Genomic DNA, 15,087 nt, shown 5'->3' with positions numbered 1-15,087 from the left:
TGACAAGGTTCATCCTATTAGGCGCCACCCCTATGACTACTTGCTTCTCGTTTTCGTTTTGCGACATAGTCCTCTGAAAACTGTGTGCGGAAGTAGATCAGCACTAGCATAACCACTAGACCAAATGTTTGCACACTCATAATCATCGATATATCTGGCATCACTAACCCTAATAGGAAAGCAAGTAAAACGGGAATCCCCATCGCATTCAAAATTAAATTAACACTTTCTTTGTATGTATTTATTTCTATCATCGCGCTGCGTCCAGCTAAGCGGATAAAGAAGGCTGCTCCAAATACTAATAAGAGATTCATCATTAGTAGCATTCCCGTTATCATGAACGAATAGGTCGCTACAATAAACACTCGGTTGTATTGGAACCACTGGCGGTTTATCTCCGCCTGCAAGTCATCAACTGTCTGCCAGCCATTTAGCTGGACATCAGCTGTATAAGTAATTTCGCTAACTGGTAAGTCTCCTTCTTTTAGATAGAATCGGTCTTCTGCAAACACGAGAGCGTTTGTCATCTCTAAAGCCTCTTCAATTTCCTGTTCGTCTACGCCACCTAATACGATTCCCACTTCTTTTTCAAGGATAAAAGGCTCTGTAAAAGTGACCTGCCCTTTTTCGGAAGTGGTTTGATTCAGACTATCAACGACGTCTTCATCAATTAAGTCGTAAATAGCTGGAAAAGTGGATTTTAATTGAATGGCTTCAGTTTGAGTAAAGTTCATAACAATAGGAATCATCATAATCCCATTTAAAAACAAAATAACAAATAGTAGCTTTGGCCAACTGAGTTGTTTTCTTCCTATAAAATTCTTCACAGGCGTTAAAACACTATTAAAGTAGTTTATTGGAAATGATTTGTTTTGCATGTTCATCCATCCTTTTTTAAATTGATTCATTTTATTCTAGTTGAAGCATGCAATTCAAGCAACACGGCAGCCAGTGATTAACCTTTTGTTCCCCCTGCTGTTAAACCAGAAACAAAGTTCTTTTGTAAGAAGAAGAACAGTGTTGCGATTGGAACAGCAATTAAGATTGCCCCCGCAGCAAACAGTGCTACACGTTGGTCTCTTTGGTTATTAATAAATGTTTGCAAGCCATTAGCAACAGTATAGTTTTCAGGTGATCGAAGCAAGAAGCGAGCAAGTAGGTACTCTCCAAACGGTGACATAAATGCCCACAGTGCTTGAACAGCAATCATCGGTCTAACTAAAGGTAAAATAATCTGCCAGAATGTACGGAAATGTCCCGCGCCGTCTAAGCGAGCTGATTCATCCAATTCAAGGGGAACCGTATCAAAATATCCTTTCATCAACCAGGTGTTCATTGGAATACCACCACCGATATAAACGAAAATCAAGAACCAGTGTTGGTCTAGACCACCAATTAATAGGGCCATAACGTAGAAGGCTGTTAAAGCAGCAGTTGTCGGTACCATTTGAACAATTAAGAAAAATTTCAAGGATTGTTTTCGTCCAATAAAACGATAGCGACTGTAAGCAAAACCAGCTAATGTAATGGCTGTTACTTGAATAACCATTGTAGTAATAGCAACTTTTAAGGTATTCATATACCACTGTGGGTATAATGTTTCTTGGAATAAGCGTTTAAAGTTATTCAATGTCCATGGACCTGTTAATTTCAAGTCGAACGCTAGAATGTTACCTGCACGGAATGCTGAAGTTGCTGTAATCAACAGTGGGTAAATAATAATGATGCTTAATGTAATCAGATAAGCATAGGTAAATAGTTTATTGAGTCGACGACTTGTCTTTTGTGTTCTAATTTTCTTTGGTTTAGTCTGTGTCATTTCCATCAATCCTCCATTTCAAATGCACGTGTGCGGCTGAAGATAAGCATTGAGATTGTAATAACAACAGCTGAAATAATCAATGTTACCGCAGATGCAATATTAAACTGTGGTGACTGGCCAGTTGTTAACTTGTAAATCCAAGAAATCAAAATGTCAGTTGAGCCTGCACCTGAGCCGACACTACCCGGTCCCCCTCGTTAAAGAGGTAGATCATGGAGAAGTTATTAAAGTTACCGGTATACTGTGTCACAAAAATAGGTGCTGCCACAGCAAAAATTTGCGGTAGCGTGATATAACGGAATTTTTGAACGGACGTAGCACCATCAATAACAGATGCCTCATACCAGTCAGATGGAATAGATTGTAAAATACCCGATACTAATACATAAATATAAGGGAATCCTAACCAACCTTGAATCGCAATAATGGCAATTTTCGTCCAAAATGGATCTGTTTTCCAAGCAATAGCCGGAATATCGACAAATGGTAGGTTATTGATAAACGGAATAACTTGAGAGTTGATTGCCCCCACACTATCATTAAACATATTAGAAAAGGACATAATAGTAATAAAGGCAGGAACTGCCCAAGGTAACAATAAAATTACCCCAAAAATTCGTTTTCCTTTAATAAAGGGTTGGTTTAATACAACCGCGGTTAAGACACCAAGAACCAGCTGTAATGTTGTAGCCGATACGGTCCAAATAACTGTCCAAGAAAAGACCTCAAAGAAGGTATCGCGGTAGGTACTCAATGAGAAAATACTTGCAAAGGTTTCGAACCCTACCCAATCCACGAGATTAGCTGGTGGAATATGGTAGAAATCATAGTTAGTAAAGGAAATAAAAATGGTTACTAACACAGGAAAGAGAATAGCAAACAGCATCACGAAATAGGCTGGAACTGTTAACATATATGCAAAGCCATTGTTATAGGCATTTAGCAAAATACTTTTCACTGTGTAATTAACAGACTTAGGATCTAGCGCACGCATTTTCGCAACGCGACGTGCATCATAAATATTAATGGCGTAAATTAAAATAAATACCACCATAATGAGAATTTGCATGGAACCTTCAATTAGCATAAACAGGGAGTGATCTTCCCTTGGGACTGTTCCAAGAGTAACTAACCCTTCAAGAGCCCCTGCTCCATATACAACCATTTCAATAATAAAAACAATTAAAATAGCAAAAAAGACTAGAGCTTTAAATACTTGCTTATTGTAAAGCTGTCCGAGTCCTGGAATAAGTGAAAGAAGCGTCGCTTTTTTTATATTTTTTTCTTGCTCCTCAGTATAAACAACCGTTTTTTTCTTGCTTTCTTTATCAGCCACTTTAATTCCCCCTCCTCTAAAAATAAAAGTTATTTTTCAATAAAATTGGCAGAGACAGAATGTCCGTCTCTGCCGATAATGTTGCGTTACTTAGTTTAGCCGCAGATTATCTTAATATTTTTGTTCAATATTTTGTTTGATAAGCTCTACAGTATCATTTGCTGATTCTTCAGCTGTCTTTTTATTTGATCCCGCGTCAAACATCATTGTTTCTGCACCAGCCCAAACTTCTGCCATTTCTGGAATATTTGGCATTGGAACAGCAGTATTGTATTGTTCGATAACGGCTACAGCTAATTCATTATCACCTGCATCAGCAATTTGTTTGCGTGCTGCTTGGTTAGCAGGAATTTCATTTGTGTAATCTGTGAACAATGCCATCATATTTTCTTCATTTGTTACATAGTTCAACCACTCTTGTGCTAATTCGCCTACTTCTGAGTAAGAAGAGATAATCCAAGCCTTACCACCCGCGAATGGTGCGTATGCTTCACCATTTGGTAATGTCGGAACAGGTGCAACACCATAGTTCACGCCACCATCACGGTAGCCAGCAGCTCCCCATGGCCCGTTGATAGTCGCAGCAGTTTTTCCACTAATAAATTGATCATTAATGAAGTTACCTGACGTTGTTTTATCTAACATTCCTTGTGGCCAAATTTCTTGGAACCATTTTTGAGCGTATTCAATCGCTTCAATGGCTTCTGGTGTATTCAAACCGATATCAGAAATATTTATTCCTTCTTCACCAAACACATAACCACCAAATCCTGCTAGTAAACCATATGAGTTATAGAAGTCTACCCAGTTTGCTAAAAAGGCCGTTGATTTACCTGCTTCAGATGCAAATGCAAAGCGCTCATCTTCTGTTAGTGCCTCCAATTCTGCAAAGGTTGTTGGAGCAGTGTCAATTAAATCCTTGTTATAGTACATTACTAATGCTTCAATAACGAATGGGGAACCAAAGTAAGTAGCATCAGCAGTAACTTGAAGTTCATCCGTTGAGTCATAACGACCATCGTCTGGCAATTCAACTTCTAATAAGTGACCTTGTAATCCCAAACCACCTACACGGTCGTAAGGTGCAATCATAACGTCTGGACCTAATCCTGCAGGGCCATCCAATGGCAATGCTTCTAAGTTATCAAACATATTGATCTCTGCTAACTCAATTGTGACACCATACTCTTCTTCAAAAGCTGGAATAATTGATTCAACAAATGATGTATAGTCACCCTCCACTGTTACTTTTAATGTTTGTCCAGAAAAATCTCCTGCTGCATCACTTGTCTCTGTTGTGTCAGCTGTATCACTTCCTGCTGGTGCTTCACTCTCATTAGCATCTCCGCTACCACCACATGCAGCTAATAAGAATGCTGCTGACGCTGTAATCAAACCTAATTTTGTTTTTTTCCAATCTGAAACCATTGGACATCCTCCTTTAAATATATGTACTAGTTTTTTATTACAACTCTATTATGTAATTGTTACACCTTTATTGCAAGCGTTTACTCATTGTTATCGGTAACAGAATCATAACAATGAGTTTTTTCTCATTAAACTTGGCTCAACTGAGCCTCGTGAAAATAAGCAAAGATAATTGGCTTTCCACTCGTCAACAAAACGCCATCACGAACAACATACTCTTCATCATGAAGTAGATTTTTATAACTACCATCTGGTACATCCACTTGAATAACATGAGTCCCACCGTCAAGGTTAAAAATACCTACTATAGTTTTTTCGTTATGGATATAGGAACCAAGCACCACTTCCACACCTTCAGCAGCCCTTAAAGAATAAGCACCTTCACGAACTGCATCATCCTGTTTGAAACGATAAAGTTTTTGGATCAATTGTGTTAAATCAACATTAGCTTCATTCCATTTCACCACGTCTTTATTAAATAAGTCGGGCAAATGGTCAAACCCTTTTTCTTGTCCTGCAAACAATAAGGCAGTTCCTTTTTGGAAGTAGGAGAAAGCCGTCCAGTTTGCAAGGGCATCAGTATCTTTAATATAACTCCTAATACGAGGTTGGTCATGATTTTCCAAGAACCTCAACTTCACATAATTTTCAGGATAGATACCATCTTGGAACATCAAAATATCCAAATAATGCTTCAGCGTAATCTCCTTCCACATATATTGTTCAAAGAAATGATGAACATCATAGTCGTAAGTCATATCAAATGCACGGTAAACTTCGCTATCAGAAAGTCCAACGTTTTTACGATCACGATGTTGTCTTAAAAATGACGTATGCACAGATTCGGCTAGCCAAATGGTATCAGGATTAACAGTAGAGACGGCTTCTCTGGCTTCTTCCCAAAATGCAATTGGAACAAGACTAGCGACATCACATCGAAAGCCATCTACTTTTTCCGCCCACATTTTTAGCGTGTCGATTAAATAGTCCCATAATCCGCGGTGGCTATAATCAAGATCGACAATGTCGTACCATTCTCCTACTTTATTTCCCATATTGCCGTTAGGTCGGCGGTAGAACCATTCTGGATGCTCATGGACTAAAACTGAATCTGGTGATGTGTGATTATAAACCACATCAATCATCACTTTCATATCATGTTTGTGCACTTCAGAGACAAACTGTTCGAAAGTTTCCATCGTTCCATATTCAGGGTTAATACTGCGATAATCCTGAATAGCATAAGGGCTCCCAGCTACCCCTTTACGCATCACTTCTCCAATAGGATGAATTGGCATCAGCCAAATGATATCGACACCCAGCCCCTTGATTCTTGACAAGTCTGGAATAATTGATTCAAATGTTCCCTCTTGTGTATGATTGCGTACATAAATGGAGTAAATCACTTGATTGCGTAAACGCGTATCAGTTTGAATAGCCATCTAATCTTCCTTTCTTTTATTCATGAGTATCTTCAAAGTCTGTTAATAAAACGACTGCGCCGTAAGGACTTAGCTTGGCATGGTTTTTGATAATACGAACACCTTCATTTTCTAGAATCACCCGACGGTAGTCATTCTCTCCTTCCTCAGAAAGAGGATAGAGTTGTGGTTGATCAGTGACATTACAAATAACGGTCGCTAACTTATTACGGTACTCGCGCTCGTAAACATAGAGCTCAGGACTTGTTTCAATCAATCGATAGTCCCCATAGATAAAGAGCTCGGTCCGTTTTAAATCAAGAACTTTTTTATAATGAACAAGAATACTAGTAGGGTTGGAAGTTTGTGATTTCACTGTATAGGACGGTTCAATATTCACACCACTCCACGGTTTTACTTCTGAAAATCCAGCAAACTCACTATCATTCCACTGCATAGCACCTCTTCCAGCGTCTTTTGACGTTTCCCTCATATTATGGAGCACCCACTCGCGGGTGTAGCCGTATTCAAGTGCTTTTTTATAAAAATCATCGGCTTCTGGTGAATTGAAATCTTCAATGTTATCGATATAAAGATTTTTCATGCCAATTTCTTCTCCATTATAAATAACAGGTATGCCCTTTTGAAGGTACATCAAAGTGGCTAGCATTTTAGCACTGTTATCTCGGTAAATATGATCATCGCCAACACGAGAAACAACGCGGGCCATATCATGGTTGTTCCAGTAAAGAGTTGGGCCACCAATGTCAGACATTTCCTCTTGCCATTCGTTCATCGTTTCTTTGAAACGGTCGAAGAGTAGCGGTGCACGCTGCATGTTGCCATTTAGGCGCCAGTCCTTACTTTCTTCGTCGACGGGGAAGTAGCGGAAGGTAATCACTGAATTACAACCGCCTTCATTTGGATCGCTGTAGGTTCTCGCTAAGTGAACATCAGCTGATGCGGCCTCGCCAACAATAAAAATATCAGGGAATCGTTCACGTAAACGCGATGTAAACATCTTCATGTAAGTATTTACTTTGGGCAAGTTAGCATAGTACTGTTCAGCAATTGCAATCTCCCCTTCTGGTAAATCCAGATCTGGGAATCCGTCTTCCTTTTGAATATGGATAAAAGCATCCACCCGGAAGCCATCAATTCCTTTATCTAACCAGAAGAAACAAATATCTTCTAGCGCACGGTGAACATCTGGATTTTCCCAGTTTAAATCTGGCATTTCCTTGGCGAATAAATGGAAGTAATACTGGTCGTCACTCGGCTCCTTCTCCCAAACAGAGCCACGGAAAAACCCTTCCCAATTATTAGGAGGTTCTTGGCCATTGTTCTTACCATCGTGCCAAATGTAGTAGTCACGGTAAGGATTGTCCCTACCTTTAATGGCTTCTTGGAACCAAGGATGTTGGTCAGACGTATGGTTGAGAATGAGGTCAAAAATGACTTTAATCCCTCTAATATGGGCTTCATGGATTAATTGCTCCACATCGGCCATTGTGCCAAATTGTGGATCGATTGCCATATAATTCGAAACGTCGTAACCGTTATCAACTTTAGGTGAAGCAAAAATGGGATTCAGCCAAATCATATTGACGCCTAAGCTTTGAATATAATCTAATCGTTTAATAATACCTGGAATATCGCCAACGCCGTCTGCGTTGCTGTCTTGAAAACTCATGGGATAAATTTGATATAAAATCGTTTCGTGCCACCATGGTTGGTGCTCCATTACAATATCCTCCTTTTTCTCTTCTTCTTAGCTATAGCTTACCGTGAAATCGGTTAACTTACAAAGATGTTTTAGCTGTTACCGATATCAATTTTAGGCATAAAAAGTTATAATAAAGCTATTGAGGCTGGAAGGAGTGGCAGGATGGATAAAAAAATAGGTTTTATTGGAACAGGTAATATGGCAACCGCCATTATAAAAGGCTTAATTAAGACAGGATTTGCGACAGCAGATCAGATCATTTCGTCTCGGAGAAACCAAGACTTACTCAATCAGTTAAAGAATGAAACGGCTATTCAGGTAACGACAGATAATAAGAAAGTCGCTGCCCAGGCAGATGTTTTATTTTTAGCAGTGAAACCACACGTTTATGAGGATGTTATCGCGGAAGTAAAAGACTTTGTAAAAGATGACGTCATTGTGGTGAATATTGCAGCCGGCAAGAGTATCGCCTTTATTGAAGAGCAATTTGGAAAAAAAGTGAAAGTGGCGCGCGCTATGCCGAATACCCCTGCCCTCGTTGGTGAGGGAATGGTCGGATTGTGCTTTAACGACCAACTTACTTCTGACGAAGAGCAGTTAATGAAGTCATTATTTGCTAGTGTTGGGAAAGTTGAAATCATTGATGAAGGCTTGTTAGATGCGGTTGTTGGCGCTAGCGGTTCCTCGCCAGCACTCTTATATATGGTCATTGAAGCGATGGCGGATGCAGTCGTTAAGGCTGGAATGCCACGCCAACAAGCTTATACCTTTGCCGCACAAGCGATGGTTGGAACGGGTAAAATGATTTTAGAAACAGGCAGTCATCCTGGCTTGTTGAAAGACCAAGTTTGTTCGCCTGGCGGATCTACTATTGAAGGAGTTATTCGAGCTGAAGAAGCTGGCCTAAGAGCAGCGGTTATAGCAGGTGTGGATGCAACAATTCAAAAGTCGATTGAGATGAATAAATAGAAAGAGTGCGACAAAAGGCGTTTAGCCCCGATAGATTTTAGAGGCTGGGGATTTTCCCCAGTCTTTTTTGTCGAGATGTAAGATACAGACTAAAAATATCAGCTGTATCTTACATTCAAGGGTCTAAATGTGCGATACAGCTCATTTTTTGAAGCTGTATCGCACACTTAAGTAAATAAAAAGGCGCTGGAAAAAATCCAGCCCCTGAATAAAATGAAAATCGCAGTGAAACAATCAAAATTTTGATTGTTTCACTGCGATTTTGTTATTTGTTAATAACTCTCGTACTATTACGAATGACCAGTTGTGGTGAAAAGGCAATATTTTCAATTTCTTTATCAGGATAGTTGATTTTTTCTAACAAGACAGCCGCACAACTTTCTCCTATTTTATAGACGTCTTGCTTAATAGTCGTTAATTTCGGTTCCGAAATCTGATCTAAAAATACCCCATCAAAGCCAATCACACCATAATCCTCCGGCGCACGCATTCCTGCCTGTCTAATCCCAGTTGTTACACCAATAGCTAAACGGTCTGAACTGCAGACAAAACACGTATCTTTTGGATAATGAGCAAGGTTTTCACGAATAAAATTACGCGAGTGTGTGGAATGATTACCAAAACGAATAATTTCTGTTTGCAAGCCAGCCGACTCCATGGCTTCCAAATAACCTTGTTCACGCGACCGTTCAAATCGTGCATCCACATCAATTCCAATAAACACAATCTTGGAATAACCATTGGCAATTGCGTAGGAGGTAGCCTTGCGGGTTCCTTCTCTATTATCGGAATCGACATAATTGAAACCGTAGTCATTCTCTCCAAATAATACGACCGGTTTGTCAATCTCTGCTATCCAAGCATAATCTTCTTCTCTCATCCCCATTATAATGAAGCCATCGCATTCAGTACGATCGTTGCTGTATGGTGTTACTAATTGCAGCGCGTAATGGTTGTTATTCAACTCATTTGCAATTCCAATTAACAAATTCATATAGTAGGGCTCGGTAGTATCCAATTCCTCTAAAATCATTACTTTGACAACAAGTGTCCGATTCTGCGCTAAAGCTTTAGCCACTTTGTTTGGCCGATAGTCCAGCTCCGTCATCGCCGCATAAACAAGCTCACGTAATTCTTCTGTTACTTGTTCAGGATGATTGATGACACGTGAAACTGTCATTTTCGACACATTAGCGACTTTAGCCACATCTGATAAAGTTGGCATGCGATTCTCCTTCCTCATCTAGTTCAATGAAGAATAACTTTAATTTGAACTAACACCTTCTATTATAGCTTAGAAAAAAGCTATTTCCTATAGTGGAAACAGCCTAATTTTCGAACTTTTGTTCACTTTTGAGACAGTCTGGACAGCTGCCATAAACTTCCATTTTATGATGAGAAACTTCAAAACCAATCAAGCTATGTGCTACCTCATCAATGTCATCTAAAACAGGATAATACAAATCCACAACAACCCCGCACTTTTCACAAATAGCGTGATAATGCTGCGTATTAGTAAAGTCGAATCGGCTGGACGTATCACGATGGGATAACTCTTTAACGAAACCAATCTTGCTAAATAAATGTAAGTTATTATAGACCGTTGCCTGACTCATATTTGGAAAATCAGCATGCAAAGCGCGATAAATTTCCTCAGCCGTTGGATGGGTATCCGATTCTGCCATATAATGGAGAATCGCTTCTCTTTGCGGTGTGATTCTTATTTTTTCATTGCGTAACTTATTAAGGGAATCTCTAACAATAGCGTGCACTCTCTTCTCCCTTCTTTCTATGGCTTATTTACGAAAACATTCTTTATAAATTGATTATAGCAAAAATACTTTCAATTGGAAATACGCTCCAAGATTGTCTTTATGACCGATGTCGCTTAAAATAGAAGTAAATGACTGATTGGTCTTTCTATTCTATTCGTTTAGATATATAATATCTGGCGTACTTGAATAAAGTGAAAGATTACAATTTGATCTAAATATATATTCCGGAGCTGAAAAAAATGAAACTTGGAGCCCGATCGTTCAAAACAGGACTCGCTGTCGCACTATCCTTATTACTTGCACAATTTTTATTTCCTGAAAGTGGTGTTATTGCAGGTATCTCTGCCGTATCGTCTACGCAACCTTCTGTAGCCAGATCTTATACCTTTATGAAAGAAAGATTATTAGCCAATACCATTGGTGGTGTGCTAGCAGGTCTCATTGCCTGGTCTATCGGTTCCAACCTTCTCATTATTGGCCTTTCCGTGGTCATACTGATTTCACTTCTAAACTACCTTAACCTAGGCAAGGTGATTTCACTATCCGTTGTAACTATGATCGTTATCATGATGTCGACAAGCGACAATCTCTTTTATACAGCGGCTATTCGCGTAGCAGAAACCTTTATTGGTGTTGTGGTAGCCTTTTTGGTCAATTCATTTATTCATCCACCAAAATATGACGATCGCCTCTTTCACACAGTGGACTATGCGACTAGTGAATTTTTAGTTTGGCTGCGTGCAGGCCTACGTAAAAACACTGAATTTTCTATTATGAATAAAGATCTGAAATGGGCTCGCCAACAATTAGGGCTGATGGATAAATATTTCCAACTCATGCAAGAAAGTCATATGCCTTTTAGAAAAAAAAGAATGTTAGAGCTCAAACAGTTAGTTATCTACCGACGCATGCTAGCGTGCTCTCGTTCAGCTTATCATGTTTTAAAAGTCCTACATGATCACGAAAATGTCTTCTTTAGTTTCTCACCAGATATGAGGATTATGATTCGAGAACGGCTTGAAACCTTGATGAGCGGCCACGAACAAATTATGTTGAAATTTAGCGGGCGTGTGCCAGCTGAACAAGTTAACTTCTTTGAAGCTAATAAAGAAGAACGCCAACTATTGGTGAAACGCTTCTTCGATCATACCCGCAAAGAAGGCGAACTCAGCGATTTTACTAACCAAAAAGGTTACGGTCCCATCCATTTAATGAGCGCCATACTCGCTTATGAAGATGACCTCATCCATTTCAATAAATTAGTGACCAATTACCGCTCAAATGTAACTCATCATGGCTTTTCACCTATGGATAACTTTTAAATAAACCGAGACTTCGCCTCTCGGTTTATTTTTTTGGCTGTATCTCCCATTTGCGTGGGCACAAGAAAAGCGGACAAGTCCGCCTTGGCCTATGAAAAAATAGGAAATTTGACCCTGAATTGTCAGGAGACTTCACGCTTCAGCGGGTTAGTCGAATGATATGCGTTAGCGAGCAGCGAAGCGCGCAATGGGGCAAATTTATCTTTTTTTCAGTAGGCCAGGACTTGGGAGCTAGACATTGATGGCTGAACTTATAATCCCCTAGTCCACAAGAAAAGTTGGGGAGCCCCAACTTCTTGTTTTATCTAAAGATCCACTTCTCAAAGGCATGGGCAACGCCATCCTCTTGGTTTGAAAGAGTAACTTGATTGGCTATTGTAAGCAAGCGCTTTGTGCCGTTCGCCATCACGACGCCTAGACCAGCAGCGTGAATCATTTCGTAATCATTTTCCCCATCGCCAATCGCCATTACTTCATCCATAGTGAATCCAAGGTGCTTGGCTAGTTTTTCAAGAGCGGTCCCTTTATTGATCCCTTTCACCATAACTTCAATCAAGAAATCTTGGCTTCTCACAATATAAAAACGGTCACGATAATCGGCTGGAATGGCTGCTTCAATGACATCTAGTTCTTCTTTCGCCCCTACATATAATAACTTGAGTAATTGCGAGTGCTCATTCAAGTCATCAATAGTAACCAGGTCAAGTTTCATATTAACAGTATCACTCTCGTCACTCATACGCTTTGAAATAGAGGCGGTTTGTGGATCCTCAACTAATAAAAGAAAATCCTCTTCGTTTAAGGTACAAATATCGGCTGGAAAGTTTTTTCCAAATTCATACAGCTCACGAAGATCAGCTAGCTGCAAAGGCACTTCTTCTACAACTTCATGACTATCGGTCCGTGTAATGCAGGCTCCGTTATGTGAAATCACATAGTCTTCTTCGTTTTGAAGTCCCAGTTCTTCTAAATAAGGACGAATTCCTTCCATCGGTCTACCTGTACACAAAACAATTTTTACTCCTTGGTCGATGGCAGTTTGAATGGCTTGATGAACCTTTGGCGTGACAACTTTCTCCTCATTCACCAACGTGCCGTCGATATCAATCGCTACTAATTTGATCATGGCTGCACCCCTTTTTTCTCTTTCATCCATTGTACCAAAAAACCAGCCCTTTTCACTAAAGGACTGGTCAATTCATTTATTTTTTCATACGTAAAATGGTTGTAGAGAAACCATCTACGACGATACTTGAACTATTTTTCAACTGTTCTGGATGATCTAAATTAACGGTTTGATTCTTCACCAATAATTCGTAATCCCCTAGCTCAATGTCGAAACTAACTGCATTACCATTAGCATTAAATAAAACATAATAGGAATGATCCTCATCTTCCAGCTGCCAAACGACTTGGTAGTAGTCCGCTTTTAAAATAGACATATGACGGATGATTTGATCAGCCGTCTGCATGCGAAAGAGTGGTTCAGAGCGGCGCAAGGCAATAAGACCCTTCATATAATCCACCGCAAATTGGTTTTTATCCTTCAATTCCCAATCGAAGAAATTGATCGCATCTGGCGATTTGTAAGAATTTTCAACACCTTGTTTCGTACGGAAGAATTCTTGTCCAGCATGAATAAACGGAATACCTTGAGCCAAGAAAGCCATACTTTGTGCGAGCAGATGACGTTTCGCCCGAGTCGTTTCATCATCGCTAGGCATATTCAGCTTTAGTTTATCATAAAGGGTAAAGTTATCATGGGCTTCGATATATTGAACAACCTGGTCTGGTTCTTGATAAGTCGCCACATCTTGAGGGTAGTAGGCGCCACCCTGTTGATTGATCGCAACCCACTGCTCCATAAAACTCTTACCCGTCACAATACCTGTATCATGACCGCCGTCCATATCTCGCCCTTTAATAGCAGTGCGAAGAGCATCATTAAAGTGCGCAATACGTGGCATTTGATGGGCATTTTTAGCATTTGCTTTTTGGTCGGCAGGCAGGTTGGTATCTAAGTTCCAACCTTCTCCAATCATGATAATCGATGGATCAATCTCATCAAGCGCTGCCCGAATTTCCAACATTGTTTCCACATCGTGAATCCCCATCAAGTCGAAACGGAAACCATCAATATGGTATTCTTCTGCCCAATAGCGGACGCTATCAACTATATATCGACGCATCATCAGGCGTTCAGATGCCGTATCGTTCCCAACACCTGTTCCATTAGACGGTGACCCATCTGGATTTTGTCTAAAATAATAACCTGGCGCAACATTCTCAAACGGATGGCCAATCGGCTCATAAACATGATTGTAGACTACATCCATGATAACGCGAATCCCCGCATCATGCAGCCCTTGGACCATCTGTTTCATTTCACGAATTCGTGTTTTAGGATCGGATGGGTCGGTGGCATAAGATCCCTCCGGCACATTGTAGTTCTGTGGGTCGTAGCCCCAATTATAGCTGGCGAATTGGTATTTTTCATCAACGGTTTGAAAGTCATACATCGGCAGAAGCTGTAAATGAGTGATACCCAGTTCTTTCAAATAGTCAAAGCCCGCTGTTTTTCCATTTGTCGTTTTCAGACCTTCTTCAATAACACCGAGGAATTTCGCCCGATTTGTCGCCTTAATCTGTTCAGAAAACGTAAAATCGCGAATATGGGCTTCATAAATAATAGCATCAGTTGGTGCACTGAAGGCGGTCATGCGATTTGTCCAGTTTTCAGGATTAGTAGAAGCTAAGTTAACAACGACCGAGCGCTCACCGTTAAGGGTTACAGCCGTTGCGTAAGGATCCACCGTTTCAATAAAGCTGCCATCTGGATAGTGAACCGCGTACATATAAGCTGTGTTATCTAAGTCATCGGTTACCTCAATCTCAAAGGTCCCATTGGCCACTTCCTGCATCGGCAAATGGCGCTTGCGATTACTATACAAAACGTCATATAAAACCAAATCAACACTAACAGCGACCGGTGACCACAGGCGAAATAAAGAAGCTTGCGGTGAATATTGCACACCTAACACACCATCGTATGCAAACAACTCGTCAAAGGCTGGCCCGATTTTTAGGCGGTCAGTCTCTGGCGAATAGATGTCTGTAATGGGCATAGCATAAGAAGCTCCTGCATGGTCTCTGTAGTGTCTCACTTTTTTATTCATGTTTTAATCCTTTCTGAACGGCAAAACTAATTCGGTTAATCCTATCGGTATTTTATAATTATAATAATTTCTATATTGGTATTATACAGCAACTTTTAGGGCTTTTTAAGCT

Annotated in this window: 11 protein-coding genes and 1 pseudogene; 2 read left to right on the top strand and 10 right to left on the bottom strand. The window is 40.1% G+C overall.

The genetic code is table 11. The features are described from left to right. Positions 1–17: 17 nt before the first annotated feature. From G7057_RS08565 to G7057_RS08540, 6 genes and pseudogenes are all read right to left on the bottom strand, one after another. Positions 18–878, bottom strand: coding sequence for a DUF1189 family protein (locus tag G7057_RS08565; RefSeq protein ID WP_166162807.1), 861 nt, complete (start codon positions 876–878; stop codon positions 18–20). A gap of 77 nt (positions 879–955) precedes the next feature. Then, positions 956–1,819, bottom strand: a complete 864-nt coding sequence (locus tag G7057_RS08560; RefSeq protein WP_166162804.1) for a sugar ABC transporter permease — start codon at positions 1,817–1,819, stop codon at positions 956–958. Positions 1,820–1,824: 5 nt separating this feature from the next. Further along, positions 1,825–3,158: pseudogene (locus tag G7057_RS08555) on the bottom strand (ABC transporter permease subunit). Positions 3,159–3,269: 111 nt separating this feature from the next. Beyond that, a complete protein-coding gene (locus G7057_RS08550; protein ID WP_166162801.1) occupies positions 3,270–4,586 on the bottom strand; it encodes an extracellular solute-binding protein in 1,317 nt (438 codons plus the stop codon). A 128-nt stretch (positions 4,587–4,714) separates the two neighbouring features. Then, a complete protein-coding gene (locus G7057_RS08545) occupies positions 4,715–6,028 on the bottom strand; it encodes an alpha-amylase family glycosyl hydrolase (protein ID WP_166162798.1) in 1,314 nt (437 codons plus the stop codon). 16 nt (positions 6,029–6,044) lie between these two features. After that, positions 6,045–7,751 (bottom strand): glycoside hydrolase family 13 protein, encoded by a 1,707-nt coding sequence (locus G7057_RS08540; RefSeq protein WP_166162795.1) that lies wholly within the window; start codon positions 7,749–7,751, stop codon positions 6,045–6,047. A 144-nt stretch (positions 7,752–7,895) separates the two neighbouring features. Here G7057_RS08540 and proC point away from each other — a divergent pair, with 144 nt between their 5' ends. Continuing rightward, positions 7,896–8,702, top strand: coding sequence for a pyrroline-5-carboxylate reductase (gene proC, locus G7057_RS08535; RefSeq protein WP_166162793.1), 807 nt, complete (start codon positions 7,896–7,898; stop codon positions 8,700–8,702). 265 nt (positions 8,703–8,967) lie between these two features. Here proC and G7057_RS08530 read toward each other — a convergent pair whose 3' ends face one another. Together G7057_RS08530 and G7057_RS08525 are read right to left on the bottom strand one after the other, a co-directional pair. After that, complete coding sequence (locus G7057_RS08530; RefSeq protein WP_166162791.1) at positions 8,968–9,927, bottom strand: LacI family DNA-binding transcriptional regulator; 960 nt, start codon at positions 9,925–9,927, stop codon at positions 8,968–8,970. Between the two features lie 103 nt (positions 9,928–10,030). Further along, positions 10,031–10,474, bottom strand: coding sequence for a Fur family transcriptional regulator (locus tag G7057_RS08525; RefSeq protein ID WP_076766928.1), 444 nt, complete (start codon positions 10,472–10,474; stop codon positions 10,031–10,033). A 242-nt stretch (positions 10,475–10,716) separates the two neighbouring features. On the opposite strand from G7057_RS08525, the gene G7057_RS08520 reads away from it, so the two are divergent. Beyond that, on the top strand, positions 10,717–11,799 hold the full coding sequence (locus G7057_RS08520) for an FUSC family protein (protein ID WP_166162788.1): 1,083 nt from the start codon (positions 10,717–10,719) through the stop codon (positions 11,797–11,799). 301 nt (positions 11,800–12,100) lie between these two features. On the opposite strand, the gene G7057_RS08515 is transcribed toward G7057_RS08520, so the two are convergent. Continuing rightward, complete coding sequence (locus G7057_RS08515; RefSeq protein WP_166162786.1) at positions 12,101–12,925, bottom strand: Cof-type HAD-IIB family hydrolase; 825 nt, start codon at positions 12,923–12,925, stop codon at positions 12,101–12,103. A 76-nt stretch (positions 12,926–13,001) separates the two neighbouring features. Continuing rightward, entirely contained in the window at positions 13,002–14,975 is a 1,974-nt protein-coding gene (gene pulA / locus G7057_RS08510; RefSeq protein WP_166162783.1) for a type I pullulanase, read from the bottom strand. Between the last annotated feature and the right edge of the window lie 112 nt (positions 14,976–15,087).

The sequence above is a fragment of the Jeotgalibaca arthritidis genome (genome assembly GCF_011100465.1).
In the GTDB taxonomy this organism is placed as follows: Bacteria; Bacillota; Bacilli; order Lactobacillales; family Aerococcaceae; genus Jeotgalibaca; species Jeotgalibaca arthritidis.
This window is presented reverse-complemented; position numbering and strand designations above follow the sequence as displayed.

Bases quoted from the DNA above. Each gene is read 5' to 3' on its own strand.
- G7057_RS08515 (WP_166162786.1), bottom strand. From the start codon at position 12,925: ATGATCAAATTAGTAGCGATTGATATCGACGGCACGTTGGTGAATGAG.
- proC (WP_166162793.1), top strand. From the start codon at position 7,896: ATGGATAAAAAAATAGGTTTTATTGGAACAGGTAATATGGCAACCGCC.
- pulA (WP_166162783.1), bottom strand. From the start codon at position 14,975: ATGAATAAAAAAGTGAGACACTACAGAGACCATGCAGGAGCTTCTTAT.
- G7057_RS08520 (WP_166162788.1), top strand. From the start codon at position 10,717: ATGAAACTTGGAGCCCGATCGTTCAAAACAGGACTCGCTGTCGCACTA.
- G7057_RS08565 (WP_166162807.1), bottom strand. From the start codon at position 878: ATGCAAAACAAATCATTTCCAATAAACTACTTTAATAGTGTTTTAACG.
- G7057_RS08540 (WP_166162795.1), bottom strand. From the start codon at position 7,751: ATGGAGCACCAACCATGGTGGCACGAAACGATTTTATATCAAATTTAT.
- G7057_RS08560 (WP_166162804.1), bottom strand. From the start codon at position 1,819: ATGACACAGACTAAACCAAAGAAAATTAGAACACAAAAGACAAGTCGT.
- G7057_RS08545 (WP_166162798.1), bottom strand. From the start codon at position 6,028: ATGGCTATTCAAACTGATACGCGTTTACGCAATCAAGTGATTTACTCC.
- G7057_RS08550 (WP_166162801.1), bottom strand. From the start codon at position 4,586: ATGGTTTCAGATTGGAAAAAAACAAAATTAGGTTTGATTACAGCGTCA.
- G7057_RS08530 (WP_166162791.1), bottom strand. From the start codon at position 9,927: ATGCCAACTTTATCAGATGTGGCTAAAGTCGCTAATGTGTCGAAAATG.